Consider the following 25848-nt stretch of genomic DNA (forward strand, 5'->3'; position numbering starts at 1 on the left):
TCTGCGGGAAAAGGCAATTCGCGGCTGGGCTCGAACCTGCCAGCGATGCAGGTCGCCGTCTACATCACTCTGGTTGATCCGTAGCACTGCGGAAGGGGACTATTACGGTCCAAGAGGCGCACCGAGTGGACTACCTGTCGGGCTTCGAGGACTACGAGGTGGTTGCCGATCAGGTCGTCGCTGCACTACGCGAAATCCTGAAGATCGGTGTGCCGACGGAGCTTTCGGTGAATTCTTGGGTGAATTCTTCCCCCGGCACGATAGACGTCAGCGCGCCTGCTCCTCAGCGGCATCCGCCGCCCGGTATCGACAGCTCACTCGCACTTCACGACCGGGATCGGGTCGTACTTCACCGTCCTGGTCGCCCGTGACACTTCGCGCCCGGTCTTGCGATCCTTGATCACGCGGGTATCGGAGATGGTGAAGCCCGGTGCGCCTTCGGACGCGATGCAGTCCTTCCCCTTGGGGAGGGTGACGGTGTTGGGTTCGGTGGGCTTGGTCTTGTCGCCGGTGATGGACTCGACGTCGACCGTCTTGGTGCCCCAGAGGCGGACGGTGATCTCCGAGGCGGTGGCGAAAGTCTCAATGTAGACGCCGCTTTGGGTGTTGTTGCGGAATTTGAGGTCGATGGCGCCGTCGAAAACGGTGGCCTCGCGGGCGGCCGGGTAGCGGGAGATGTAGTAGCTGTGTTCGGTGTGGCCCGCGTCTTCGAGGCCGGCGAAGTAGGCGGCGTTGTAGAGGGTGGTCGCGAACTGGCTGATGCCGCCGCCGACTGCGGTGCTCGGGCGGCCGTGGTCGATGATCCCGGATTCGACGTAGCCTTCCGCGGTGCCGCGCGGACCGGTGAAATCGTTGAGCGAGAACGTTTCTCCCGGCCGGACGACGGCGCCGTTCACCTTCAGAGCCACGGTGCGGATGTTGACGCCGGACGGTCCGCTGAAGCCGCTGGTGGTGAACGAGCCCATCTGTTCGACGATGCCGAGCCCCTGGGCGGCCTCGGTGGTGAGCTTGGGTTCGACCTTCTCGTAGACGGCGGCCGCGCTGCGCTGCTGAGAGGCCGCGAGCAGCGTGGACAACTGTTCGAGGGTCTTCGGCCAGTCGATCTTCTCGCCGACCACCGCGGGCACGACCCGCGGCGCTCCGCCACCCACCGCGAAAGTCGCGTCCTTGGGCTCCACCTCGGATTTCGCCAGCTGCGGGGCGAGGATGGCGGTCGCGGCGTTCAGGTCGTAGTTCGCGGCGAGACCGCCCTGCCCGTCCGGAGCGAAACTCAGTACGGTCGTGATCTGTTCGGGAGTGAGTCTCGCGTCGCCGTCTCTGCCCGTGAACACCACGTCGCCGCGCACAGCGGGTTCGGCGATCTCGTGCAGCGCTCGCTCGACCGCCTCCGGCCGAACGGTGAGCGGCGCTGGGACGACGGGCAATTCGAGGGTGCCGCCCTCGATCCAGTTGTCGATCAACTCGTTTCGCGCGGCGGGCGTGTCCAGCACACGGCCGAGTACGGGCGGGACGGCGACCGGTTTGCCGTTCTGGAACTGAATGGTGCCCTCGACGGTCGGGCGATCGTGCACCCGCAGCGCGGTCAGCTGACGGTCCAGCGCGGCGTCGTCTACGGTGCTGGCGACCGAGACCTCGCGGGTGCCGAAGAAAGAGACCAGGCGGGCGAAGGGGTTGAGTGGCTGGCCGCCGATGCGGTCCCAGGTGCCCTCCCAGTCGACGGCGAGGCCTGCGGCGGAGGGGGTGAGTTCGGCTCGTACGTCACCGATCTGGAGCGGCAGTTGCTGCCCGGCGCGGCCGTCCAGGGTGGTGCGGAGCTTGGCATCGGCTTCGTCGACGTCCATCCCCCCGATGTCGATCCCGGCCACGACCACTCCGCGCGGTACGTCGCCGGAAGAGAGCACGGCGTCCACGGCGTAGCCGAGGCCGCCGACTGCGATCAGGGCTCCCGCGGCGATTCCGGCGCGACGGATGGCGGGGGTCCGCCACCACGACCCGGAACCGGCGGGTCCCGGTCTCGGTCTGGATCTGCGCGCGTTCTCCCAGCGCTGCCGTCCCGTACCCGACTGCTCGGCGCTGGACGGGTGGGCACTGTCGGTTGCCTGGAATGCCTCGGTCTCCTGGTGGGAGTCGGCCGCATGAGTCGCCCATCCGGCGTCGGAGGGACGACCGTGGTCGGGTGCGCCGGTACCGGGCGCGAGGTTGCCAGGCGCGTGTACGGCGCCACCGGGAGCGTGGCCACCACCACCACCAGGCACTTGTGCGGCACCACCAAGCGCGTATGCGCCGCCACCGGGAGCGTGCGCGCCGCCACCAGGCGCTTGCGCGGCACTACCGGGCGCGTGGCCGCCACCACCGGGTACGTGCGCGGCACCACCAGGCGCATGGCCGCCACCACCGGGTACATGCGCGGCACCACCAGGCGCATGGCCGCCACCACCGGGTACATGCGCGGCACCACCAGGCGCATGGCCGCCACCACCGGGTACATGCGCGGCACCACCAGGCGCGTGACCCGGCGCGTGTGCGGCGCCACCGGGAGCGTGCGCGTGTGCGGCGCTACCGGGCGCGTGGCCAGGCGCGAATGCAGCACCACCCGGAGCGTGGCCACCACCAGACGCATGCGCAGCACCACTGGGCGCATGGCCAAGCGCGAATGCAGCACCACCCGGAGCGTGCAGGGCCCCACCGGACGCGTGCGCGCCGCTACCGGGCCCAGGCTGGGCACCAGCACCATCGGGCGCGTGTCCGGTGACTCGCAGCGGCTCGGTGGGGGTGGAGTCGGACCGCCACTGAGGCGCCTGTCCGGGCTGCGTCACCGGAAGAAATGTGGTCTTCGCCTCATCTGGCGATTCGCGGTTCGATTCGAGTAGATGACGGAGTCCGACCTCGCCGTCTCGATGTCGGTCGCGGCCGTGGTGTCCGGTGCTCGACTCGGTGGTCACGAACCGTCCTCCCAGATGAAGATGTGTTTCCGTGCCGCGCACGGTGCGGGTCACCATCCCACGATAGTTGCCCGCGCCGGGGACGTCCGTTCAGCTCGGACGCGCAGCAAACCTTGTGCAATGAACCGTCTTGAACGCGGAAGAGCCCCGCGCAGTTGCCGGGTCGGGGGTCTGGCAACTGCGCGGAGCCGATCTGTTTATCGGAGCAGCGCACCCCGCGTTACACACTTCCCGGGGACAATCGAGGACGACCCGCCAGACAGCTCGCACACACGAGGAGATGGACGGAATGCAGCTGGGAATGATCGGCCTCGGGCGGATGGGCGCCAACATCGTCCGCCGCATCGTCCGGGACGGGCACACCGCAGTCGGCTACGAACGCAAGCCCCACAACATCGACGAACTACGCGCCGATCTGGGCGAAAATTTCCGAGGAACGCACGATCTGCCGGAATTCGTGGGCATGCTGGAGACGCCGCGGGTGGTGTGGGTGATGATCCCGGCCGGCGCGACCGGCGCGGTGATCGACCAGGTCGCCGAGCTGCTCGAACCCGGCGACATCATCATCGATGGCGGCAACAGCCGGTACCACGAGGACATCAGACGGGCCGAGAAGCTGACCCCGAAAGGCCTCCACTACCTGGACATCGGCACCTCGGGCGGCGTCTTCGGCCTGACCCGCGGTTACTGCCTGATGATCGGCGGCGAGGCCGAGCAGGTGAAGTATCTGGATCCGCTGCTGAAGTCGATCGCGCCCGGCGTCGACGCCGCACCGCGCACCCCCGGCCGGACGGGCGACCCCTCCACCGCCGAGCAGGGTTACCTGCACTGCGGCCCCGCAGGCGCGGGTCACTTCGTGAAGATGGTGCACAACGGCATCGAGTACGGCGCCATGGCCGCCTACGCGGAGGGCCTGAACATCCTGCACAAGGCCGATTACGGCGCGGCGCACAAGGGTGAGTTCTCGGCGGAGGAGACGCCGCTGGAGCACCCCGAGTACTACCAGTACGACATCGATGTGCCGGAAGTCACAGAAGTGTGGCGACGGGGTTCGGTGGTCGCCTCGTGGTTGCTGGATCTCACCGCCGGCGCGCTGTTCGCGGACCCGAACCTCGACTCGTTCGGCGGGCGCGTCTCGGACTCCGGCGAGGGCCGCTGGACCCTGGACGCCGCGATCGACACCGGAGTGCCCGCACCGGTGCTCTCGGCCGCCTTGTTCGCGCGATTCTCCTCGCGCGGCGAGTCGCTGTACGCGGACAAACTGCTCTCCGCCATGCGCCAGGCGTTCGGCGGGCATTACGAATTGCCGCCGAAGTAAGCTCCCATCACCCGTTTTACGCTGCGCAGGAACTGATTCCGCTTGTGATTCGAACTTGCTATCCATCCACCCGAAACCCCCGTCTTCGCAAACGATTTCGACTCTTCGCAGATAGTGCAGCACCTGCGAGGAGCCGAAATGGTCTGCGAAGACGTTTTGCGTCGTGGAGTCGAGTCCTCGAAGGGCAGCATTCGGCAGCATCCTGCCGAATACTGCGATCAGCCGCGTTACCAGCGGCCGAGCCAGATCCTTTCGGCAGAATACTGCCGATCGAAAGGACGCGATGTCGGAAGCCACGATCATCGGACATGCGATCCGGACCGCAAGGCGTCGGCATCGCTTGACACAGGAGCAACTTGCCGAGCTGGCGGGCACCTCGACCCGAACAATCCGCGAAATCGAGCACGGCAGTGGCGGGACGGGCATTGCGACCGTCGCCGCCGTCGCGAACGCGGTCGGCCTCACCCTCGGGGTCACCGCATGACGAGTCCAGCCGATTTTCGCCGAGTCCCCCGGGCCGACATCTACAAAGCGGGCCGACCGGCGGCCACCCTTGTCCGTACCCCCAACGGCGGCATCGAATTTCGATACCGGAGCGACTATCTCGCGGCGGACGGTGAGCCGATTGCGACGACGCTCCCGGTCCGGTCGGATCCGGTCTTCACCGTGAACGGCGCGGTACCGCCGTTCTTCGCAGGACTCCTTCCCGAAGGCCATCGGCTGACCGTGCTGCGCCGCGCCGTGAAGACCAGCCCGAACGACGAACTGACCTTGCTGCTCGCCGTCGGCGGAGATGTACCTGGCGACGTGCAGATCATTCCCGAGGGCCAGATTGCGTGAGGCACTCCCGCGCTGCTCGAGGACGACGAACCCGAGCACGTCGATTTCGCCCGACTGGTCGATCCTCGAACTGCCGCAGCCGGAGTATCCGCACCTGATCGAGAACGAGGCTGCGCACCTGCACGCCGCTCGGGCGATGAAACTTCCCGTGGCCGAAGCGAGTCTCGTCGCCGATCGAACCGGCGAGCCAGGGCTGCTCATGCGACGCTTCGATCGATTCTTCGACAACGAATCCTGGGAGAGGCTGGCTTTCGAGGACGGGACGCAGGTGCTGGGCCTGCCACCGGCGGCGAAGTATCAAGCGGATACCGCGACGGTGGTCGCCGCCCTCGCTGGGCTGACGAGTGCGCCACTCGTCACGATCAGGAACCTGTATATGCAGTTCCTTTTCGCATGGCTGACAGGAAACGGCGATCTACACGCCAAGAACGTTGGCGTGCTGAAGGATAAGCGGGGGCGGTGGGCGATCGCGCCGATCTATGACATCCCGTGCACGCTGCTGTACGACGACGACTCCATGGCGTTGCCGATCGCCGGGCGGACGCGGAAGCTGCGCGACCGAGACTGGGCCGCGTTCGCCGCCGAGATCGGGCTGCCTGACCGCGCTGCCGCTTCGGCGGGCGAGATCGCATTACGGGCGGCGGCGGGCGGCGACTACCCGAGACTTCCTTTCTCGGGATCACCGCTGCGGCGGACCGAGCGAGAGTTGCGTTCACGTCGCATGGAGATCGAAAAGTACTGAGGCCGAGGATATTCGTCGCGTACGCGAAAGGCGGCATCCGGAAGACCGGATGCCGCCTTCGTGGCGTGACGGGTCAGCGCTCCAGGATGGCGACGACGCCCTGTCCACCCGCGGCGCAGATGGAGATCAGCGCACGCCCGGAGCCCTTCTCGGCCAGCATCTTCGCGGTGGAGGCGACGATGCGGCCGCCGGTGGCGGCGAACGGGTGACCCGCGGCGAGCGAGGAGCCGTTGACGTTGAGCTTGCTGCGGTCGATCGAGCCGAGCGCGCCGTCGAGGCCGAGGCGCTCCTTGCAGTACTGGTCGGATTCCCACGCCTGCAGGGTCGCGAGCACCACGGAGGCGAAGGCCTCGTGGATCTCGTAGTAGTCGAAGTCCTGCAGGGTCAGGCCGTTTCGAGCGAGCATGCGCGGCACCGCGTAGGTGGGCGCCATGAGCAGGCCGTCGGGGCCGTGGATGTAGTCGACCGCGGCGACCTCGGAGTCCACCAGGTGGGCGAGCACGGGCAGGTTGCGCTCGGCGGCCCACTCATCGCTGGACAGCAGCACCGCGGACGCGCCGTCGGTGAGCGGGGTGGAGTTGCCCGCGGTCATGGTGGCGTCGCCCAGCTTGTTGCCGAAGACCGGCTTCAGGGTGGCGAGCTTCTCGATCGAGGAGTTCGGGCGCAGGTTGTCGTCGCGGGTCAGCCCGAGGAACGGGGTGACCAGGTCGTCGAAGAAGCCGCGGTCGTAGGCGGCGGCCATGTTCTTGTGCGACAGGTAGGCCAGTTCGTCCTGCGCCTCGCGCGCGATGCCGAATTCCTTGGCGGTGATAGCGGCGTGCTCACCCATGGACAGGCCGGTGCGCGGCTCGGCGTTGCGCGGGATCTCGATGCCGACCATGCTCGGGCGCAGCTGGCCTACCAGCTTCAGACGGTCCTTGTTGCTCTTGGCGCGGTTCGCGTCGAGCATCCACTCGCGCATGCCTTCGCTGACGCCGATCGGCGCGTCGGAGGTGGTGTCGGTGCCGCCGCCGACGCCCGCCTCGATGCGGCCCGCCGCGATCGCGTCACCGACGGTGACGATCGCCTGCAGACCGGTGCCACACGCGAGCTGCAGGTCGTGCGCCGGGGTGTAAGGCGAAAGCTTGCTGCCCAGAATGCTTTCGCGGATCATGCCGTGCTCGCCGACCCGCTTGAGCACCGCGCCGCCGACCACCATGCCGAGCCGCTCGCCCTGCAGGTTGAACCGGCTCACCAGACCGTCCAGCGCGGCGGTGAACATGTCCTGGTTGGAGGCGTGGGCGTACGCCTTGTCGGAGCGAGCGAACGGGATCCGGTTGCCGCCCACGATCGCGACCGGACGCGTCGTCTTCGCGGTCTTGGCCGTGCTCTTGGTTGAACGGGCTTTGTTTGTCACTCGAGTCTCCAAGGTCTCGTCGGGTGGTCCGGCGCCCGGGTGCGGCTCTTCGCAGATCGGCGCCCCGCGCGTTGGTTTACTTTAAACTTACTCTGGAGTAAGTTTGTTGTCGACACTGTACCCCGCAAATGTGCGCTGACACGCCCACCGCGCGGTGCCTGCCACGCAGACCAGGCCCTCGCGGAAACGTGCGGAACACCAGGGGCGAACCAGACATCCGCGAAATTCGAGACAGAAAAGGTAGGAACAGTGGCAGCCAAGAGCAAGGGTGCACCCAACCTCTACGGATCGTTCGTCCACTCCGCCCCCGGCCAGTTCCTGGCGAGCAAGCTGGGTCTGCCGCAGCCGGAGCACCTGCGCCGCTACGTCAAGGGCGAGCCGCCGCTGGCGGGCCCGGTGCTCATCGGCGGCAAGGGCCGCGTCGCCGAGCCCGTGCGTGCACTGCTGTCCGACTACACCTTCGCCGACTCGCCTGCGGGGTCGGCAGTCGGCGGAGCCGACGGGGTGGGTAAGCCCAGCCAGGGGACCAAGTACGGCGCGCTCGTCTTCGACGCGACCGGCATCGGCTCGATCGAGGATCTCTCCCAGCTGTTCGAGTTCTTCCAGCCCGCGATGCGCAGCATCACCGCGTCGGGCCGCGTCGTGGTCATCGGCACCTCCCCGGAGCTGGCGGGCACCGTCGACGGGCAGATCGCCCAGCGCGCGCTCGAGGGCTTCACCCGTTCGATCGCCAAGGAACTGCTGCGCGGCTCCACCGCCCAGCTGGTGTACCTGCACCCGGAGGCCTCGGCCGCCGCGACCGGCCTCGAGTCCACCCTGCGCTTCCTGCTGTCGGCCAAGTCGGCGTTCGTCGACGGCCAGGTGATCCGGGTCGGCAAGGACGACGCCACCGCGCCTGCCGACTGGGACCGCCCGCTGGAGGGCAAGGTCGCCGTGGTCACCGGCGCCGCGCGCGGCATCGGCGCGACCATCGCCGAGGTGTTCGCCCGTGACGGCGCGAAGGTGATCGTCGCCGACATCCCGGCCGCGGGCGAGGCGCTCTCGCAGACCGCCAACAAGGTCGGCGGCACCGCGCTCGCGCTGGACGTGACCGCGCCCGACGCCGCGGACAAGCTCGCCGAGTTCGCCACCGAGCGCTTCGGCGGCATCGACATCATCGTGCACAACGCGGGCATCACCCGCGACAAGCTGCTCGCCAACATGGACGAGGGCCGCTGGAACTCGGTCATCAACGTGAATCTCGCCGCACCGCACCGCATCACCGAGGGCCTGGTGGCCAAGGGCGTGCTGAAGGAGGGCGGCCGCGTGATCGACGTGTCCTCCATCGCGGGCATCGCGGGCAACCGCGGCCAGACCAACTACGGCGCCTCCAAGGCCGGCGTCATCGGCATGGTCAACGCGGAAGCTCCGAAGCTGGCGGAGAAGGGCATCACCATCAACGCGGTGGCGCCCGGCTTCATCGAGACCGCGATGACCGCCGCCATCCCGCTCGGCACCCGCGAGGCAGGCCGCCTGATGAGCTCGCTGCTGCAGGGCGGCCAGACCGTCGACGTGGCCGAGACCATCGCGTTCTTCGCCAGCCCGGCCTCGAACGCGGTGAGCGGCAACGTGGTTCGAGTCTGCGGCCAGAGCCTGATCGGAGCATGATGACCGAGACCATCACGCTCACCGAAACGCCCAAGAACAGTAGCCTTTTCGTGAAGGCCGCGCTGGGCGCGGTACCGGTGCCGCTGCTTTCGGCGCGCAAGTCGACGATTCCGGATCGGGTCGTTCGGCTCGACGGAGTGAAGGTGGATCCGGATCATCTGGCCGCCTACTGCCGGGCCACCGGCCTGCGCTTCGGCGACTCGCTGCCGCTGACCTACCCGTTCATCCTGAGCTTCCCGCTGGCCATGCAGCTGGTGGTGGCCCGCGACTTCCCGTTCGTGGCGGTGGGTGCGGTGCACGCGCAGAACCTGATCGAGCGCACCCGCGAGATCTCGGTGAGCGAGCCGCTGGACTTCCGCACCCACATCGAGAACCTGCGCGAGCACCCGAAGGGTCTGCTGGTGGACGCGATAACGGAAGTAAGCGTTGGACGGGAGCGCGTGTGGCGACAGGTCACCACCTTCCTGCACCAGCAGCGCACCTCGCTGTCGGACCAGCCCAAGGGCGAGCCGAAGGAGGAGGAAGTGCCCCCGCCGCCGATGCGCGCCCTGCGGGTGGATCAGAAGATGATCACCAGGTACGCCAACGCATCCGGTGACCACAACCCGATCCACACCTCGGCGTTGGGCGCCAAGGCATTCGGCTTCCCGAAAGCGATCGCGCACGGCATGTGGTCGGCGGCCAACGTTCTCGGCAACATCGAGGGCCGCATTCCCGAGAAGGCCACCTACTCGGTGAAGTTCGGCAAGCCGATTCTGCTGCCCGCCACGGTGAACGTCTACGCCGATCAGGTCGAGGGCGGCTGGGATCTGTCGCTGCTCCACCCGAAGAAGGGCTACCCGCACCTGACGGCGACGCTGCGCTGAGTTCTTCGGTCGACCGAGAACGCCCCCGAATCAGGCCGATTCGGGGGCGTTTTCGTGTGCGTCAGCAGTCGCAGCCACAACCGCAATCACCGCAGCTGCAGCAATCGCCGCAGCCCGAGCAGCAATCGGCGCAGTCGCAGCAGGAACCGCAGTCGCAGCCCTTCCACCACGCGTCCTTGCGTTCGCCAGTGCAGGGACTGGTGTGGTCGGCGCAGCAGGCGTAGCCGGTGCAGTAGACGCCGAGCACCAAGGCGAGCGCCTCGCCGATGCCGGGGCGACGAGTCGGCGGGCGGTGACCGGTGCGGTGGGCGCGGGGGTGGCCGTGGGTGGTCTCGGAGACAGGTGTCGACGGTCGATGATCGCCGAGGTGGGCGTGCGGGTGACCATCGTGAGTTGTATTGCAGACGTGGGCTTTTACCGCACCGACACCCTTGCCGAGCCGGTGCACCAGCGCGTGCAACGGATCCAGCAGCATCCAGCGGATGGTGGGGACGTCGGCCAGGCGGGCCGCGGCGAGTGCCCTGCGCAGCTCCGCGTCGGACTCGCGCACCAGTTCATACGATTCGGCGAGGGTGGTGTCTGTCGCGGCGAGCGGGTTGAAGCGGCCGTGTGCGGTGTCGTCGTCGTAATCCGCGATGGCGTCGGATAGGTGGGCGATGCGGCCGAAATGCTCTCCTGCGGTGCGGAGTCGGTCGGCGTTCTCGGGACGGTTCGCCAGAATCGCGGTGTGGGCGAAGAGTTCGGCCGCGCACAGGGCGGTCGGGGCCGTGAGTTCGTCGAGCGTGACCGGCGGTTCGGCGGAAGCGCCGTTGGACGCTGCGCGGCTTTCCACGAGTTGCTGTGCATCGATCGCGGCGACAAGGGGTTCCACGTCGAAGTCGATCAGCGCCGCCTGTCTGCGGGCGCCGTCGGCCCAGCGCGTCGACATCCTGGTCATGGGTCGTCCGGCGAGCCGTGCGGCGTCACCGTCCGCGACGTGATCGCGCAGCTTGGCCGAACCGAGCAGCAGCGACGCGGTCGAGGCGAGCAGGACGCCGGGCGAATCGGCGGCGGCCACCTGCGCTCGCTGCATGCCACGCAGCGGACAACGACCTGCGGTGGTGCGTGCCGAAGGACCTGGCAGCTGCGCCTCGGTCAGCACGCTGAGCAAGATCGCGTCGGTGTTCGTCGCGGCTCGCGCCAGTTGGCCGTGCCCGTCGCGCAGGCCGAGACACAGCCCGCACATGTGCGACCGCCACTCGGCCGCGTCGATACCGTACTTTTCGGCGCCGTGCGAGCACGGCCTGAGCATCCCGAACACTTTTCCCCGTTTGTCCCCGAGCCGTGGCGGCCCTCCTGCTGTGATCTCGAAGAGAGTGGCAGAGCGCCGCCCGGCTGGCAAACGGGGTGCCGGTTATTCCGGCTTCTTGCGACCGGCCAGACCGCGCCAGGCCAGGTCGTCGAGCAGGTCGACGGCCTCGGCGACCTCGATGCGCCCGCTGGCTACCCGATCGGCGATGGCCTCGCCCGCGCCGATGACGGCGACCGCGACGACATCGAAGTTGGTGCCGGGTTCGGCGTGCTTGGCACTGGATTCGAGCAGCTTGGCGGTGAGTTCGATGACCCGCTCGCGGGCGTTGTCGATCTCGGAGGCGAAGGCTTGCTGACCGATCGCCTGGCGATAGAGCACCTGCCAGGACTTGCGGTTGCGGTCGACGAACCCGAGGAAGCCCTCCAGCGCGGTGCGGACCTGCTCGTGCGGGGTGAGCAGCGGGTTACCCGCGGGCGCGACGGCCTCGATGAAGCGCAAGCCCTCGCGCTGGATGCACGCCCGGAACAGTTCGTCCTTGGAGCCGTAGTAGAGATACAACATCGGCTTGGAGATCTTCGCCTCGGCGGCGATCGCATCCATCGACGTATCGTGGAAACCCTTGCGTGCGAACACCTCGACCGCGGCGTCGAGCATCTGCTGCTCACGAACCGCCCGAGGAAGTCGCTTCGTTCCGCCCGCCATCCACTCTCCTACCACATGGTGAATCTCTTATATTACTCCAAGGTAAGTTCCGCGGGACGGATTTGCTCACCAGTCGCCGGTGTCGGCTGCGCGCTCCGGCCCGTGCGCACGCCGGAGGCGACATCGCCTGACAGCGATCCCCTCAGGTGAGCCGAACCGGTCGACATCGCCGGTGGCGGGACCGTCTACGGAAACTCAGCGATACTACGGGGCGCGGCTGGGAACCCGCCTGTACGTCATACGAGAGGGTGTACCGCCGCCTCCGCTCCGGCCGGGAATCATCCGGCTGCCGGATCGGCTTTCCCCTCAGCAGGACGGCAGCGCCCCCTTGTACACGCCCATCCGCAGCACCGACCGGTCGACCTGGGCGGCGGGCAGCCGACCGCTGGCCATCGCCTGCTCCAGCTGGTTCAACACGCTCGGAACGGCGTCGGTGGTGATCCACAGTGCGTTGTCGGCGCCCGCCACCAATGCCGCCTCGACCGCTTCCTCGATGGTCATCCGGCTGGTGATGGCCGCCATGCCGCCGAGGTCGTCGGTGAAGATCGGGCCGTCGAACGGGGCGGCTCCGTATCCGGTTCCCTCGCGCAGCAGCGACATGGCCTGCGGACTGATGCTGGCGGGCACGTTCGGTTCGGTCAGGCCGGGCACGTCCAGGTGGCCGACCATGACGGCCGCCCCGGAACCGATCAGGTTGCGGTAGGGCACGAGGTCCACCGTCTGGAGCTGATCCAGCGGCGGCGTGCGCACCGCGCCGGTGTGCGAATCGCCCGATCCGGAACCGTGGCCGGGGAAGTGCTTCATCACGGTGCCGACGCCGACCTCGCGCATGGCGCGGATGTACGCGTCGGCGAAACGGGTGACCACCTCGGGGTCGTCCGAGAAGGACCGGTCGCCGATGACGGTGTCGTCGGGCTGGCTGCTCACGTCCACGTCGGGGGCGAAGTTGACCGTCACGCCGAGTTCCTTCAGATCCCGGCCGCGGGACACCGTGGCGTCGTAGAACTGCTCCGGGGTCATGGTCTGCGCGGTGGCGCGGGCCGACGGCACAGGTCCGATGAGATCGCGAACCCGCGAGACCCGGCCACCCTCCTCATCGATCGTCACCATCAGCGGCGTCGTCGCCAACGCCTTCACCTCGTCCAGCGCGGGACCGGAAATCAGCGACCGGTCGGTCCAGCCACCCAGGAAGATGCCGCCGACCTGCTCGTTACGCACCACGTTCGCCGCGTCGCCGCTACCGGTCACGCCGACGGTCAGCAGCTGCGCGAGCTTCTGCCGCGGGGTGAAGCGGGCGAGGTATTCCGCGTTGCAGTCGCGTTTGGGTGGGTTGGTCGGCGATGCGGCCAATGTGGTCGCGGGGGATTCGGCCGGCGAAGTCGTGGCCGGCGTCGGGGTGTCGCCGCCGGAGCAGGCGGTCGCGACCGCGGCGCAGAGTGCGAGCAGGACGAGAGGCGTCTTCCGCATGGGTCAACGGTAGTGCGGGGGTGGGTTGGGGTGGTTGGCGGGGGTGGTTAGGCGGGTGGGGCTGAGCTGGGGTTTTCGGTGGTGGGGTGTGGAGGGGCGGGTCTGGTCGGGTGGTGCGGTGGGGGACGTGGGCGCGGGGGTTCGGGACACTCTCACACCAGGACCCGAGTGCGGCGGGCGAGATCGGAGATATGCACGCCGTCGTAACCGATTACCGCGCTGTGCAGGGTGTCGTGAAAGGGATCAGTCCAGTGAGCTGGAATCTCCTTGGCGCCGACCAGGATCCCGGCGACCGAACCGGCGGTGGCACCGTTGGAGTCGGTATCGGCTCCGCTCTGCACCGTGAGCGCGATGGTTCGGGTGAAATCACCTGCGCCCCAAAGCAGCCCGGCGGCAACTCGGCAGGCGTTGGGGATGGCGTGGACCCAGTTGTACTCACCGTGCCTGGTTTCGATGTTGTGCACAGCCCGTTCCCAAGACAGCCCGTGATCGTGGTCCGCACGCACCTCTGCGAGTGCGACGGCCAGGCGCGAACCGGGTGGGAGCACGTCTTGGGCGGACATGAGCGCGGCGGACGGGCTGGAGGCGGCAAAAGCGGCGGCGATCAAGGCAGCGGCCCACATCGCGGCGTAAATGCCGTTGCCCGTGTGGGATACGGCTGCCTCGCGGGCGGCGAGGGTGGCGGCGCGCTGTGGATCACCCGGGTTGACGTAGCCGAAGATGTCGGCGCGGATCATGGCGCCGATCCACTCGCGGTATGGGTTGCGGACAGTGGCCGTCGCGGGTGGGCGCAGGCCGTCGACGAGATTGCGGTAGGCGACGCGTTCAGCGGTGTAGGTCTGGAGGAAGGGCAGGCGTTCCAGCCATAGGTTCGCGACATCGTCCGCCGTGAAGTTCAGACCGCGCGATTCCAGGAGGTGCAGTCCGAGCACGGTGTAGTCGACGTCGTCGTCGCGCGGAGCGCCGTCGATCCGGCCGCGTACCGACATCGGCCAGCTCGGGTTCAGCGGAAATGGGAGTGGGAGCACGGCGGGGACGTAGTCGGTCAGCGGATAGGCGCCCGCCCGTTCCAGATACGTGCGAATGTGCGCACGCGTCCACACGAATCCGTTCTCCAGCGGCTTCCCGAGCGTGCACCCGACGCATCGCCCCAGCCAACCACCGTGGATACGTTCCAGGAGTTCGTCATCCGGACCGAAGGTGGTCGCCGCGGAATCCGACGCCGCCGGACCGGGAGAGGTGAAGCCAAGGGACGCTGAACCGGTCGACGCAGCACCAGCAGACGTCGGACCGACCTCCGTCCGGGCCGCGGAATGTTCGGCTCCCCGCCGAGGCGCAGTCCCCTCACCGCAAGAACCGACCCCGGTGGACTCGACATCAGCCGACTCCCCCTCCTCGAACCTCCACCCGGGATCGCACGGCGCCGACTCGATCTCCTCCAGCAGCGCCCAGCATGCCTCCGGATCGGCCGGGTCGGCGGTCGCCAGTGCGCGAACCGCGGACTCGAACCGGGCGACGAGGTGTCCGGATTCGAGACGCTGACGCCATTCGAAGTACAGCAGGGCGCGCGGGTCGGCCTCGTGCCTGCCGTAGAACACCGCCTCGATCGTCGGGTCCATCGCACTCCCGGTTTCCGCTGCTCAACCGTGCTCTTGTGCCTGATTATCCCTGCGCGCCGCACCGTCCGCGGGCCTGCGAGCGAGGGTAACCTCGGTTCCATAGCCAGGAGACTCCGACCAGGAGGTCACCGTGCCCTGCGATCTGATGCTCATCGCCTACGACGGGTCCGAGAACGCCAAGCGCGCCATCGAATACGCCGGCCGGTTTCTCTCCGCGAACCGGGCCGTGGTGCTCACGGCCTGGGAACCCATGGTGCGCCAGGCCGCTCGGCTCTCGGGCTTGTCCGGCGTGATGCAGCCCGAGTGGGTGCCCGACGAGGAGCTCGAGGACATCGCCTACGTCGACGCGCGCAACATCAACACCGAGGGCGTGCGGCTGGCCAAGCTCGCGGGCCTGAACGCCGAGGCGCGCACGGCCGAATGCACCACCACCATCTGGAACGCGATCGTGGAATGCGCCGACGACTTGGACGTGGACATCATCGTCGCGGGCACCCGCGGCGCCACCGGCATTCGCGCCCTGCTGCACAGCAGCGTGGCCGACGCCGTGCTCAAGCACTGTCACCGTCCGGTGCTGATGGTTCCGCCCGGCAGAGAACCGCAGCGCGAATTCTGACCCGGTGATCTCGGTCGCTCAGGCGCGCCCGTGACGGTCGCGCGGGTCTATGGTCGAGGAATCATGAACGGATTCCTGCTCGCCCAGCCCAATGGTGTGATGCGCGCGACCGGGACCCGGATGATCTTCGACGACGCGAACCGCGCCCTCTCGGCATTGCGGGACGGCGCGGCGGAGATCGTCGTCGGGGCCTTGCCTTTCGATCCGAGTCGGCCTGCCGCGCTCGCCGCGCCGCAGCGGGCCGAACACACCGCGGGCCCTTGGCGTCCCGCCGCGCTTCCCGAACTGCCGACGGTGCGGGTGGTCACCGAAATACCGAGTCCGGCGGAACACATCGCGCGGGTGACGAAACTGATCGAGCAGATCAACGATCCGGCGCAGCCGCTGCGCAAGGTGGTCGCCGCCCGTTCCGTGCTCGCCGAGGCGGACAGCGAACTCGACCCGGAACTCGTCGCCGCGCAGCTGCTCACCAGGCACCCGCACGCCAACGTCTACGCCGTCGATCTGACGCCCGCCGGTCGCGCGGGGACACTGATCGGCGCGACACCCGAGGTGCTCGTCGCGCGGCACGGTGCCACCGTGACGTTGCGTCCGCTCGCAGGCACCGCGCCGCGCCGCGCCGATCCGGACGCGGACGCCGCACAGGCCGCCGAGCTGCTGACCAGCACCAAGAACCGTGACGAGCACGCGTTCGTCATCGAATGGATCCGGGAGCGACTGGCGCCCGTCTGCGCCGACCTGACCATCCCGGACGGCCCGCAGCTGGTCAACACTCACGACGTGTGGCATCTGGCCACGCCGATCACCGGCACCGTGCGCGATCCCGCGACCACCGCGCTCGACTTGGCGCTGCTGCTGCACCCGACCCCCGCGGTCTGCGGCACGCCCACCGCGCTGGCCCTCGACACCATCAACCACGTCGAGGAGGACCGCGGCTTCTACGGCGGGGCCGTCGGCTGGTGCGACGCGCGGGGCGACGGCGAATGGGTGGTCGCGATCCGCTGCGCGGAACTGTCGGCGGACGGACGCGCGCTGCGAGCCTTCGCGGGCGGCGGCATCGTCGCGGCCTCCGAACCGCGGGCGGAACTGGACGAAACGACGGCCAAGCTGCGCACCTTCCTCGGCGGCCTGCACTGCGCGGTGCCGGAGTAGCCGGGGCCACTCGGAAATTGTGAGACGCCCGATTGTCACCTTGCTCACCCTCCGGGCGCGGCATGCGGTAGGTTGACGCGGAATGTGCCTGTCCCGATGTATTGGAGAGCCGCGATGAAGTTTGCTGTTCCTGGTGTTGCGAGTGCGGTAGCCGGTGCCGTGCTCGGTGCGATCGCGGTGTTCGTCATCACCGCGGCGGTACAGCAGAACACGCGCCCCGAAATCGACCGCAGTGGCGATGCGGATTCCTCGCTGCTCAACAACGTTGAGTACGGCAGCCGCTGAGCCGCTGACTGCCGCTTCATCCGCCGACTCGCTCGGCTCCTCCGGTGTGGCCTCGGATTCGTCCGAGGCCGCGCCGCTCGGTAGACGATGGTTCGCCGCGACGGTTGTCGTGGCGTTCCTGCTGACCTTCCTGCAGGCGCCCGGACAGACGGTCGCCGACACGAAGTACGACCTGGCGCAGAATCCGCTGGGTTTCCTCGACCGCGCCGCGCACCTATGGAGCAGCCAGGCCCCGATGGGCCAGGTGCAGAACCAGGCGTACGGGTACTTCTTCCCGCACGGCGCGTTCTTCTCGGCCGGAGATCTGCTCGGCCTGCCCGCCTGGGTGACGCAGCGGATCTGGTGGGCGCTGCTGCTGCTCGCCGGGTTCTGGGGCATCGTCCGGCTCTGCGAGGCGCTCGGCCTCGGCAGCCGCGGGTCCAGGATCATCGCGGCGGTCGCGTACACACTGTCTCCGCGCGTGCTCACCACGCTCGGCTCGATCTCCTCGGAGACCCTGCCGATGGTGCTCGCGCCGTGGGTCTTGCTCGCGCCCGCCGCCCTCGGCGCCGCGTACCGCCGTCACAAGCGTGGCGGCGCCGCCTCGCCCGCGGGCAGCGCGCTGGCGCTCGCGTTGATGGGCGCGGTGAACGCCGTGGCCACGGTCGCCGCGTTCCTGCCCGCCCTGATCTGGTGGGCTTCGTACAAGCCGAACAAGCGCTGGTGGCGTTTCACGGCGGCCTGGATTCCGCTGCTCGTGCTCGCCACGTTCTGGTGGGCCGTGCCGCTGCTGCTGCTCGGCAGGGTGAGCCCGCCGTTTCTGGACTACATCGAATCCTCCGGGGTGACCACGCAGTGGGCGTCGCTGGCCGAGGTGCTGCGCGGCACCGACAGCTGGACCCCGTTCGTCTCGCCGGAACGCATCGCGGGCGCGGTCCTGGTGACCCAGCCCGCGGCGGTGCTGGCCACCGGTCTGCTCGCGGCGGCGGGCATGGCCGGACTCGCCATGCGGTCGATGCCGTACCGCGGGCGGCTGGCGCTGATCCTGCTGGTCGGGCTGGTCGGGATCTGTGCGGGTTACGTGGGCGAGCTCAGCGGGCCGTTCGCGGACTCGGTGCGGATCTTCCTGGATTCGAGCGGCGCGCCGCTGCGCAACGTGCACAAGCTCGAGCCGCTGATCCGCATTCCGTTGATGCTGGGTCTGGCTCATCTGCTGGCTCGGGTGCCGCTGCCCGCCTCGGTGCCGCTGCCGGTGTGGCGCAGCGCGTTCGCGCATCCGGAACGCAATCGGATGGTCGCGGTCGCCGGGTTGATCCTCACCGCGCTCGCGCTGTCCACCTCGCTGGCCTGGACCGGCAAGCTGGCCCCGCGCGGGTCCTACGACGAGGTGCCCGCCTACTGGCAGCAGACGGCGGACTGGTTGGCCGAGCACGCCGCCGACACGCGCGCGCTGGTGGTGCCGGGCGCGCCCTTCGGCAGCCAGGTATGGGGACTGACTCGCGACGAGCCGCTGCAAGCGCTGGCGAGCACGCCGTGGGCGGTGCGCGACGCGGTGCCGCTGAACCCCCCGGGCACCATCCGCGCGATGGACTCGGTGCAGCGGCTCATCGCGGACGGCCGCCCGTCGACCGGTTTGGCCGCGACGCTCGCCGACCAGGGCATCGGAATCCTGGTGCTGCGCAACGACCTCGACCCGGAGACCTCGCGGTCGACCAGGCCGCTGCTCGCGCACCAGGCGATCGAAGGTTCCCCCGGCCTGACCAAAGTGGCCGAATTCGGAGGGCCGATCGAGACCAACGTCGTCGCCGACGGCCTGGTCGCCGACGGTGATCTGCGACCGGCGTATCCGGCGGTCGAGATCTACCGAGTCGAACCGCAGCCGCCTGTCGACGGGATCGAGATCCGTTCCGGCACAGGGGCTCCCGAATCCTTCCCCGGCGCGTACACGGTTCCGCTCGACTCCGTCCCGATGGTGCAGGGCGGGCCGGAGGTGCTCGAGCGGTTGTACCGCGACGGCTCGCCGCCGCACACGACGCTGTTCGCGGCCGACGCCGCGCGCGCCGGTCTGCCGATCGGACCGCTCACCGTCACCGATACGCCGATGGACCGGGAGGCCGATTTCGGCCGGGTCGACAACCACAATTCGGCGCTGCGTACTCCCGACGACGCTCGTCGCACCCACAATCTGGTGCCCGATTACCCGGTGCCGGGTGCGGAACTGGTGCGGGGTGAATGGTCCGGCGCGACGGTGACCGCGTCCAGTTCGGCCGCCGACGCCACCCAGCTCGGCGGCGCGGCCCCCGGCAGCTCGACCGCAGCGGTGGTGGACGGCGATCCCTCGACGGCGTGGATCAGCAACGGCACGGAACGCGCTGTGGGCCAATGGCTCCGGCTGGATCTGGACCGGCCGATCAGCTCCGGCCTGCTGCGGTTGACCACCAGTTCGGCGGCGATCGGCGATCCGGTGAAATGGGTCGAGGTGCGCACCGCGCACGGAAGCGTCTCGGCGCGGATCATCGAACCCGGTGAGCCGGTGTCGATTTCGCTGCCCGCAGGCAGCACCGACTGGCTCAAGATCACCGCCATCCGCACCGAAGGCGGCTCCGGCGGTGGACAATTCGGCATCAGCGAACTGACCCTCGATGACTACACCGTCCGCGATGCTCCGGTCCGATTGGACATCCGGCACCGCACGGTGCTGCCCGCCACGCCCGACCAGGCGCAGGTGACGGCCTGGGATCTCGGCCAGGAATTCCCCGGGCGCGGTGCGTGTTTCGACGCGCCCGATCGGGTCAGGTGCAGCAAGGGGCTGGCGCTGGCTCCGGAGGAGCCCGGCCTGTTCGAACGAACCCTCAGTTCTCCCGAACCCATGACGGTCGCTCCCGAACTCACCGTGCGCACCAGGCAAGGCCCCGCCCTGGAGGCGCTGCTCACCGACAACAGCAGGCCGGTGGCGCGCGGTAAGGCCGACGTCGGCGATCTGCGCGGCTCCGCGTTCGCCGCGACCGACGGCGATATGCGCACCAGCTGGACGGCGCCCGAGGACTCGGTGCGCAACCTCACCGGACCCAAACCGACACTCACCATCGAACTGCCCGAACCCGCGTTGGTGAACGGACTCGACATCACCGCGTCGCTGGGCGGGCTGCCCGCGGCTCCCCTTTCGGTGTCGGTGAACCTCGGCAACGGTCCGCAGGTCCGCGAGCTCGACGACCGTGTGCCGGGTGAAGCGGCGCGAATTCCGTTGCACCCGACGGTCACCGACCGCATCGAACTCAGCGTGCAGAGCTGGAAGCCGGTGCTGGACAGGACCGCTCTCGGCTTCGCCATGAGCCAACCGCCGGGCATCGCCGAGGTCACCGTGCTCGGGCCCGACTATCCCGAGCAGGCCGGGGTGGACCGTGAGGTCACCGTGCCCTGCGAGCTCGGCCCGACGATCGCTCTCGGCGGACGTACCCTGCGCACGTCCGTGACGGCGACCGTCGCGGAGTTGCGTTCCAGCGCACCGGTTCCCGCGCGCGTCTGCGATGCCGGGGACGCGACTCTCGCCGTGCCGGAGGGCCGGGCGGACGTGGTCGTAGCGCCCACCGAACTGTTCTCCGTCGACCGGCTGCGCCTGAACCGCACGAACTTCGAGCCCACCGCTCCGGCCACGGACCTCCGTCTGCTGGTACTGCCACTGAGCACGAATGTCGGCTGGGAGGCGCATACCGCCGACGGGCGCACACTCGAGCCGATCGTGGTGGACGGGTGGCAGCAGGCGTGGTTGCTGCCCGCGGACGCTCACGGACCCATCACCATCTCGTTCCCGGTCGATCGGTGGTATCGCCTGGGCATTTTCGGCGGATTGCTGCTGCTCGTGCCGTTGGCGTTGCTCGCGATACCGCGGCGGATCCGGCTGCGGGGCAGTCGCGTTCGCGAGGGTGAATCGGGTGTGCCGACCGGTTCCGAGGCACGTGCGGATTCTCGTCGCGCGACCGACGCGGACCGGACCGACTCGCCCTTGCCGGGCGTGCCCGAACCTCCGGTGACCGATTTCGCCGCCGAGGCCGCTCCACCACGCCCTTGGCGCAGCCGCATCCTGGGCGCGCTCGGCCTCACCGCCGCCGCGACGATCATCGCCGGACCAGTCGGCGCCGCGCTGACGGTGGCGGGCCTCGCCGCAACCCATTTCGCCGCCCACCAGTACGCGCGGTACCTCGCCGCGATAGCAGGGCTCGGCACCGCCCTCTCCGCCGCCGCCCTGTCCACCGGCCCGTGGCGCGCACCCGACGGATATATGGGCCACTCGCTCTGGGTGCAGCTACCCGCACTGATCGCGGTGATCGCCGTCGGCCTCGCAGCGCTGCCCACGCGTCGGCGGGGGTGAGGCCGAGTGTCGGCGGGTGCGAGGCCGAGCTGCACAGCCCTTGGCGCTCTGGGCGCGCCACGCGCACTCAGCGCGGCAATGGCCGTCGGACTCGCCGCCTCGGCGACGGGCTGAGCGCCGCCACACATCCGTCTGATGCGAGAGCGGAAATCGACGGGAGAGAAATGGCGGTTGGTGGACCTCGGCTGCGGCGGCGAAGGGCAGTCGGTGTGTGCGCTGGGGCCCTACTCCGCGGGGAGCCGTCGGCCCCGGAGAACACGGTCACCGGAGCGCAGACGCGTGCCGGTACGGCCGACTCAGGCCGCTCCCGCCTCCGCCGAATCCGGCACACCCCGCGGACTGATCGACTCCGGCTCCGCGGCCGCCGCAGCCTTCCGCTCACTCTTCCTACGATCCATCCGCCGCGCCAGCTTCCGCGCCGGCTCCTCGACCAGCGCGTAGCTCGCTGCCGCGACGGGCAGCGTGATGGCGACGGTCAGTATGAGGACGTAGACGAAGTTCCCCTGGAACGGCAGGATGCCGAACACCGGAAAGACTATCGACAGCACCCCGAGGTGCCAGAGGAAGATGCCGTAGGACCAGCGGCCGAGGGTTGCCGCGACCGAGGATTCCAGCCAGCGGTGCTTTCGATCGCCGAGCACCAGCGGGGCGAGCAGGCCGAAGCCGACGATCGCGCCGAGGGCCATCTTCGCGGCGTACTGCCACGGCTCGGCCCTGGTGAGTCCGGCGGGCCCGCCGAAATCGGTGGACGAGAGCAGGAAGGCGATCAGCGCGACGGTCCACATGAGGAGCTGGTTGCCCGCGATACGCCGCCAGAGTGATAGCGGATGCACATCATCGACGAGTTCGGCGAGCAGTATTCCCGCCGCGAACCACGGCAGATATGCGGGCAGCCAGTTGTCGGCATGAATCGCGTCCGGAGTCGGCACCGGAAGGAAATTCCAACTCAGGCTCACCAGCGCCAGCGCGAGCACCACGGGCACCCGCCAGCGCGCCGACTTCCCGCGCAGCCGGACCACCGCGAACGCCAGCAGCGGCAGCACCAGATAGAACGCCACTTCGACCGACAGACTCCACATCTGGGTGAGCCCGTCGGTCAGGGTCAGCGGCACGAAGACCTGGAGCAGCGCCAGGTTGGACCCCCATACCCGCAGGCCCGCGGTGTCGGCCGCACTGGGCAGCAGCAACAGCACGGCACAAACCACCGCCCAGTAGGCGGGCAGGATGCGCGCCGCACGATGTCGCAGGTAGTTGCCGGTCGGCGGCGCGGTTCCGAGACCGCGGGCCGATTGGGCGTGCGGGCGCCACAGCAGGAATCCGGAGAGCGCGAAGAAGACCGCGACCGCCATATCGAAGCGTTCCCAGATGCGGCCGAGCACCGGCATTCCCGTCGCTCCGGTCTGGAACGCGACGTGGGTGAGCAGAACGCCGAGCGCCGCCATCCCGCGCATACCTTCCAACGCGGGCACGAAACCGCGCGACCGCGCCGAAGTCGTGGCCGCGGTGTCGGCGGCGAGAGTGGCGGTCATCGGGCTCCAGTCTGCCAGGGAATTTTCCAGGTGAGAACTACACGTTTCACTTTTCGCGCTAAACTCGGGCGATTTCTGGTCGGATTCCGGCCTCGGCACGGCATGGTACGCCAATGGACTGTTAGTGTCGGGGCTCACGTGGTGCCGTGGGTTACTCCGCGGTACTAGCCGGACCGACCTGTGTTCTACGACGAGGAGTGTTTGCATGGCACTAAGTGCCGGTACCAGAAGGACGGTGGCCTGCCTGCTCGTAGGTCTCGGCGCGTTGCTGATCGTCATGGCGCTGCTGATCCCGACCTACACCGTCGACAAACTGGCCAAGACTCCTCTCGACCTCGAGATCACCACCATCGCGAACAATCAGCCGGGCGAAGAGAGCCTGGTGCTCGACTCGAGGTCGCTCACCGCGCCCGAGGGTTCGGCAAAGGTGGACACCAACGTTCCGCTGATCTCGCAGCGGTTCCTCACGGTCGAAGAGCCTTCTGATGCCACCGAGATGACGGTCCAGGCTGGTCAGACCCTGCGTCGCATCGACAAGCAGGGCGACACCGGCCTGCTCACGGCGCTCGTCGACCGGGTCACCATCGACCGCAAGACCGGCATGCCGGTCGACAAGGACCCGAACGGCTCGATCGCGGTCTCGGTCAACAGGGAAGGCGAGAGCATCGCCGACCCCGTGCATCGCAACGGCCTGCAGTACCGCTTCCCGATCGGCACCGAGAAGAAGTCGTACCCGTACTTCGACGTCAACGCGCGCAAGACCTTCGACATCAACTTCGTCGAAGAGACCGAGATCAACAGCTTGAAGGTTTACCACTTCCAGCAGACGATCCCGGTCACCAACCTGTGGGACGTCGTGCAGGTGCCGACCAACCGCCTGTCGCTGCCCGCCGCCAAGTGGGGCCTCGAGGGCGAGGAGCCGGTCACCATGACCCGCTTCTACACCAACACCCGCGACCTATGGGTCGAGCCGCAGACCGGCACCGTGATCAAGGGCGGCGAGCAGCTTCACCTCTTCTACGCGCGCAGCGGCGACAAGCCGGACGTCACCGCGCTGAAGTCGCATATCGTCTTCGACGAGAACACCATCGAATCGCAGTCGTCGGTGGCTCAGGACAACATCGACCGGCTCTCGCTGTACGGCCGCATCATGCCGATCGTGCTCGGTGTGCTCGGCGTGATCCTGGCGATCGTCGGCGCGATCCTCGGTGTTCGCGGCGGCGGCACGCCCGCCCCGGCCCGTCCGGTGCGCGGCGGCAACCTGCCCCCGAGCGGTGCGGCCACCCCGCCGCGCAGCCCGGCTCCGCGCGGTGCGGACGACGCTCCGACCGAGCAGATCAATGTGAAGAAGAACCTCTAGGCGCTAGCGGTTCCGAGACAACGGCTCCCCGGCCATTCGGTCGGGGAGCCGTTGTCGTTTGCCAGGGCGTCTCGGCGGTTCCGCAGCTGGCTCTCCGCTCGGGTCGCGATCGGTCAACCGGCCAGGGTCCTGTTTTCGGCCACATGGGGTCGTCGCCCGGCGTCGACACAAGGCCGTCCAGGAATGGTTCGACCTGGTCTCCGGCGGTGAGAACGCAGGCGTCTACCAGCTGATCAACCTGTTCTGATGGTGCGCTGCTGCAGTTGCCGGTCGATCAGCCCCGATGAATCGTCAGTAGGCGCTGTACTCGAACCTGGGTTGTTCGCATCGGTGATGTGTGTTCGTTCGGCCGGTCGCGGTCCGCGGCCATCGCGCGCTCAGGCCCCATTGGCGCACTCACCCCTCGGCCTTCGAAGGCTTTGCCCTCGCGCTCAATCCGCCGCGGGTTGGGTTTCTGCTGGTTCGGTGTGGTCGGCGGTGCGCAGGACGACGACCGCGACCAGGATCGTGGTCGCGGCGGCGACGGAGACGGCGGTGGTGATGAGGGCCGGGACCGACCGGGCGAAGGAGACCATGAGGGTGACCTCGACGACGAGGCCGATCCAGGTGACGGCGGCCAGCGCCGTGCGGTCGACCGCGATCGCGGAGAGCACGGCGCCCTGGAGCACCGCGAGGATCGCGCCGTGCAGGGCGAACAACCAGAGCAGATCCTGAATCGGCGCGTAGTCCTGTCCTGCGAGCACAGGGGCGATGGGTGCGGCGAGGGCGGCGCAGAGCACCGCGACGATGCCGATGGCCGACAGCACCGCGAGGGCGTCGCGGATGGCGCGCGCGGAGTGGGTCGGCTGGGCCATCCGCGGGTAGAGGACGACGCCCACCGCCTGCGGCAGCCAGAAGGCGATCTTGGCGGCGATGGCGCCGAGGGCGTAGCGGCTGGCGTCGACCTCGTCGAGGACCATCCGCACCACGATCAGGTCGGCGGACGACAGCGCCATCAGCGCGGCCTGCACCTGCGCGGCCCGCAGCACGGGCAGAACGCCGACGATGTGCCCGCCGGGTTCGCCCTCCGGCGCGGGCCTACCCGCCAGGACGCGCGCGAAGACCGCCGCCGCGACCAACCCGAGCGCCGCCGCCCACAGCGCCGCCCCGGCCCCGCCGCCGACCGCGAGCACGACCAGCGCGGGCGCCACCCGGACCACACCGGCCGAGCCGAGGACCACCGCGAGGTCGCGGAACCGCCGACCGCCCTGCAAAATCCCCTGCTCGCCGGAGAGAAGAACCAGCGCGGGCGCGGCGCACAGCGCACCGGCACACGCCAGCACGCCGACGTTCAACGCGACCGTCACCACCGGAACGAGCACGGCCGCCACCGCCGCGACGATCAGCGCGCACCGCCACTGCAAGCCGCGCAGCGCCGCCACTTCGGCGCCACGCACTCGCTCGCGCGCGACTACGTTCTGCAACGCCAGCGCAGGAACCGCGCACAGCAGTTGCACCGCGAGCAGGCTCGCGAACTCGCTGTATCCCGTGACGCCGAGCCATCGCCCGGCCAGCAATTGCAGCAGGTATCCGGCCACGTTGGCGGTCATCGCCCCGGCCGTCACCAACGTCAGATCCGCCACCACAGGAGGACGACGAACCACAGACATCCCGCAATAGTCCCACCCAATCCGAAACACGCGCGCGCGGCCCTGGTCGGAGAGCTCTCGTGGTCGTCCGAAGGCGCCG

The 25848-nt window shown here is 68.8% G+C and carries 21 protein-coding genes; 13 read left to right on the forward strand and 8 right to left on the reverse strand.

From position 1 onward, the window contains the following. Window positions 1–314 precede the first annotated feature (314 nt). The gene (locus AC3EO7_RS11155; protein WP_431968291.1) at window positions 315–1865 is read right to left on the reverse strand and encodes a VanW family protein; all 1551 of its coding nucleotides are present in this window, start codon (window positions 1863–1865) and stop codon (window positions 315–317) included. 103 nt (window positions 1866–1968) lie between these two features. Between AC3EO7_RS11155 and AC3EO7_RS11160 the strand changes: the two genes are divergently transcribed. The 6 genes from AC3EO7_RS11160 to AC3EO7_RS11185 all read left to right on the forward strand — a co-directional run bounded on the left by AC3EO7_RS11160 (window position 1969) and on the right by AC3EO7_RS11185 (window position 5842). Continuing rightward, window positions 1969–2139, forward strand: coding sequence for a hypothetical protein (locus tag AC3EO7_RS11160; RefSeq protein ID WP_435591131.1), 171 nt, complete (start codon window positions 1969–1971; stop codon window positions 2137–2139). Further along, on the forward strand, window positions 2136–2870 hold the full coding sequence (locus AC3EO7_RS11165) for a hypothetical protein (RefSeq protein ID WP_435591132.1): 735 nt from the start codon (window positions 2136–2138) through the stop codon (window positions 2868–2870). Before AC3EO7_RS11160 ends, AC3EO7_RS11165 begins: the two co-directional genes overlap by 4 nt. 361 nt (window positions 2871–3231) lie before the next feature. Further along, entirely contained in the window at window positions 3232–4260 is a 1029-nt protein-coding gene (gnd, locus tag AC3EO7_RS11170; protein WP_435591133.1) for a phosphogluconate dehydrogenase (NAD(+)-dependent, decarboxylating), read from the forward strand. Window positions 4261–4543: 283 nt separating this feature from the next. Further along, entirely contained in the window at window positions 4544–4744 is a 201-nt protein-coding gene (locus AC3EO7_RS11175; RefSeq protein ID WP_431968299.1) for a helix-turn-helix transcriptional regulator, read from the forward strand. Next, on the forward strand, window positions 4741–5100 hold the full coding sequence (locus AC3EO7_RS11180) for a HipA N-terminal domain-containing protein (RefSeq protein ID WP_435591134.1): 360 nt from the start codon (window positions 4741–4743) through the stop codon (window positions 5098–5100). The genes AC3EO7_RS11175 and AC3EO7_RS11180 overlap by 4 nt, the downstream gene beginning before the upstream one ends. A gap of 136 nt (window positions 5101–5236) precedes the next feature. After that, the gene (locus AC3EO7_RS11185; protein ID WP_488186267.1) at window positions 5237–5842 is read left to right on the forward strand and encodes a type II toxin-antitoxin system HipA family toxin; all 606 of its coding nucleotides are present in this window, start codon (window positions 5237–5239) and stop codon (window positions 5840–5842) included. 73 nt (window positions 5843–5915) lie between these two features. Here the strand turns inward: AC3EO7_RS11185 and AC3EO7_RS11190 are convergent, their stop codons facing one another. Further along, the gene (locus AC3EO7_RS11190; protein WP_431968303.1) at window positions 5916–7238 is read right to left on the reverse strand and encodes an acetyl-CoA C-acetyltransferase; all 1323 of its coding nucleotides are present in this window, start codon (window positions 7236–7238) and stop codon (window positions 5916–5918) included. 249 nt (window positions 7239–7487) lie between these two features. Here AC3EO7_RS11190 and AC3EO7_RS11195 point away from each other — a divergent pair, with 249 nt between their 5' ends. Beyond that, window positions 7488–8885, forward strand: a complete 1398-nt coding sequence (locus tag AC3EO7_RS11195; RefSeq protein WP_435591136.1) for a 3-oxoacyl-ACP reductase — start codon at window positions 7488–7490, stop codon at window positions 8883–8885. Further along, window positions 8885–9751: a MaoC/PaaZ C-terminal domain-containing protein gene (locus tag AC3EO7_RS11200; protein ID WP_431968307.1), complete on the forward strand. Its 867-nt coding sequence runs from the start codon at window positions 8885–8887 to the stop codon at window positions 9749–9751. Before AC3EO7_RS11195 ends, AC3EO7_RS11200 begins: the two co-directional genes overlap by 1 nt. Before the next feature lie 61 nt (window positions 9752–9812). Here the strand turns inward: AC3EO7_RS11200 and AC3EO7_RS11205 are convergent, their stop codons facing one another. From AC3EO7_RS11205 to AC3EO7_RS11220, 4 genes are all read right to left on the reverse strand, one after another. Beyond that, window positions 9813–11042, reverse strand: a complete 1230-nt coding sequence (locus AC3EO7_RS11205) for a DUF5685 family protein (protein WP_435591137.1) — start codon at window positions 11040–11042, stop codon at window positions 9813–9815. Window positions 11043–11144: 102 nt separating this feature from the next. Continuing rightward, the gene (locus AC3EO7_RS11210; protein WP_141808227.1) at window positions 11145–11744 is read right to left on the reverse strand and encodes a TetR/AcrR family transcriptional regulator; all 600 of its coding nucleotides are present in this window, start codon (window positions 11742–11744) and stop codon (window positions 11145–11147) included. 306 nt (window positions 11745–12050) lie between these two features. Next, window positions 12051–13211 (reverse strand): glycoside hydrolase family 3 N-terminal domain-containing protein, encoded by a 1161-nt coding sequence (locus AC3EO7_RS11215; protein ID WP_435591138.1) that lies wholly within the window; start codon window positions 13209–13211, stop codon window positions 12051–12053. Between the two features lie 152 nt (window positions 13212–13363). Next, a complete protein-coding gene (locus AC3EO7_RS11220) occupies window positions 13364–14830 on the reverse strand; it encodes an ADP-ribosylglycohydrolase family protein (RefSeq protein WP_435591139.1) in 1467 nt (488 codons plus the stop codon). Window positions 14831–14960: 130 nt separating this feature from the next. On the opposite strand from AC3EO7_RS11220, the gene AC3EO7_RS11225 reads away from it, so the two are divergent. The 4 genes from AC3EO7_RS11225 to AC3EO7_RS11240 all read left to right on the forward strand — a co-directional run bounded on the left by AC3EO7_RS11225 (window position 14961) and on the right by AC3EO7_RS11240 (window position 21231). Further along, window positions 14961–15446 carry a universal stress protein gene (locus tag AC3EO7_RS11225; RefSeq protein ID WP_431968316.1) on the forward strand — a complete coding sequence of 162 codons (486 nt, stop codon included), beginning with the start codon at window positions 14961–14963 and terminating at the stop codon, window positions 15444–15446. A 63-nt stretch (window positions 15447–15509) separates the two neighbouring features. Continuing rightward, window positions 15510–16598, forward strand: a complete 1089-nt coding sequence (locus AC3EO7_RS11230) for an isochorismate synthase (protein WP_431968318.1) — start codon at window positions 15510–15512, stop codon at window positions 16596–16598. Window positions 16599–16712: 114 nt separating this feature from the next. After that, entirely contained in the window at window positions 16713–16883 is a 171-nt protein-coding gene (locus AC3EO7_RS11235; RefSeq protein WP_084501446.1) for a DUF2613 domain-containing protein, read from the forward strand. A gap of 46 nt (window positions 16884–16929) precedes the next feature. Then, the gene (locus tag AC3EO7_RS11240) at window positions 16930–21231 is read left to right on the forward strand and encodes an alpha-(1->3)-arabinofuranosyltransferase domain-containing protein (RefSeq protein WP_435591140.1); all 4302 of its coding nucleotides are present in this window, start codon (window positions 16930–16932) and stop codon (window positions 21229–21231) included. 296 nt (window positions 21232–21527) lie between these two features. Here AC3EO7_RS11240 and AC3EO7_RS11245 read toward each other — a convergent pair whose 3' ends face one another. Beyond that, entirely contained in the window at window positions 21528–22760 is a 1233-nt protein-coding gene (locus tag AC3EO7_RS11245) for an acyltransferase family protein (protein WP_431968322.1), read from the reverse strand. A 205-nt stretch (window positions 22761–22965) separates the two neighbouring features. On the opposite strand from AC3EO7_RS11245, the gene pgfA reads away from it, so the two are divergent. After that, window positions 22966–24120, forward strand: a complete 1155-nt coding sequence (pgfA, locus tag AC3EO7_RS11250; RefSeq protein ID WP_431968324.1) for a cell envelope lipid trafficking protein PgfA — start codon at window positions 22966–22968, stop codon at window positions 24118–24120. Between the two features lie 431 nt (window positions 24121–24551). Here the strand turns inward: pgfA and AC3EO7_RS11255 are convergent, their stop codons facing one another. After that, complete coding sequence (locus tag AC3EO7_RS11255) at window positions 24552–25769, reverse strand: polysaccharide biosynthesis protein (RefSeq protein WP_435591141.1); 1218 nt, start codon at window positions 25767–25769, stop codon at window positions 24552–24554. Window positions 25770–25848: the final 79 nt, after the last annotated feature.

Source organism: Nocardia sp. bgisy118 (assembly GCF_057708605.1).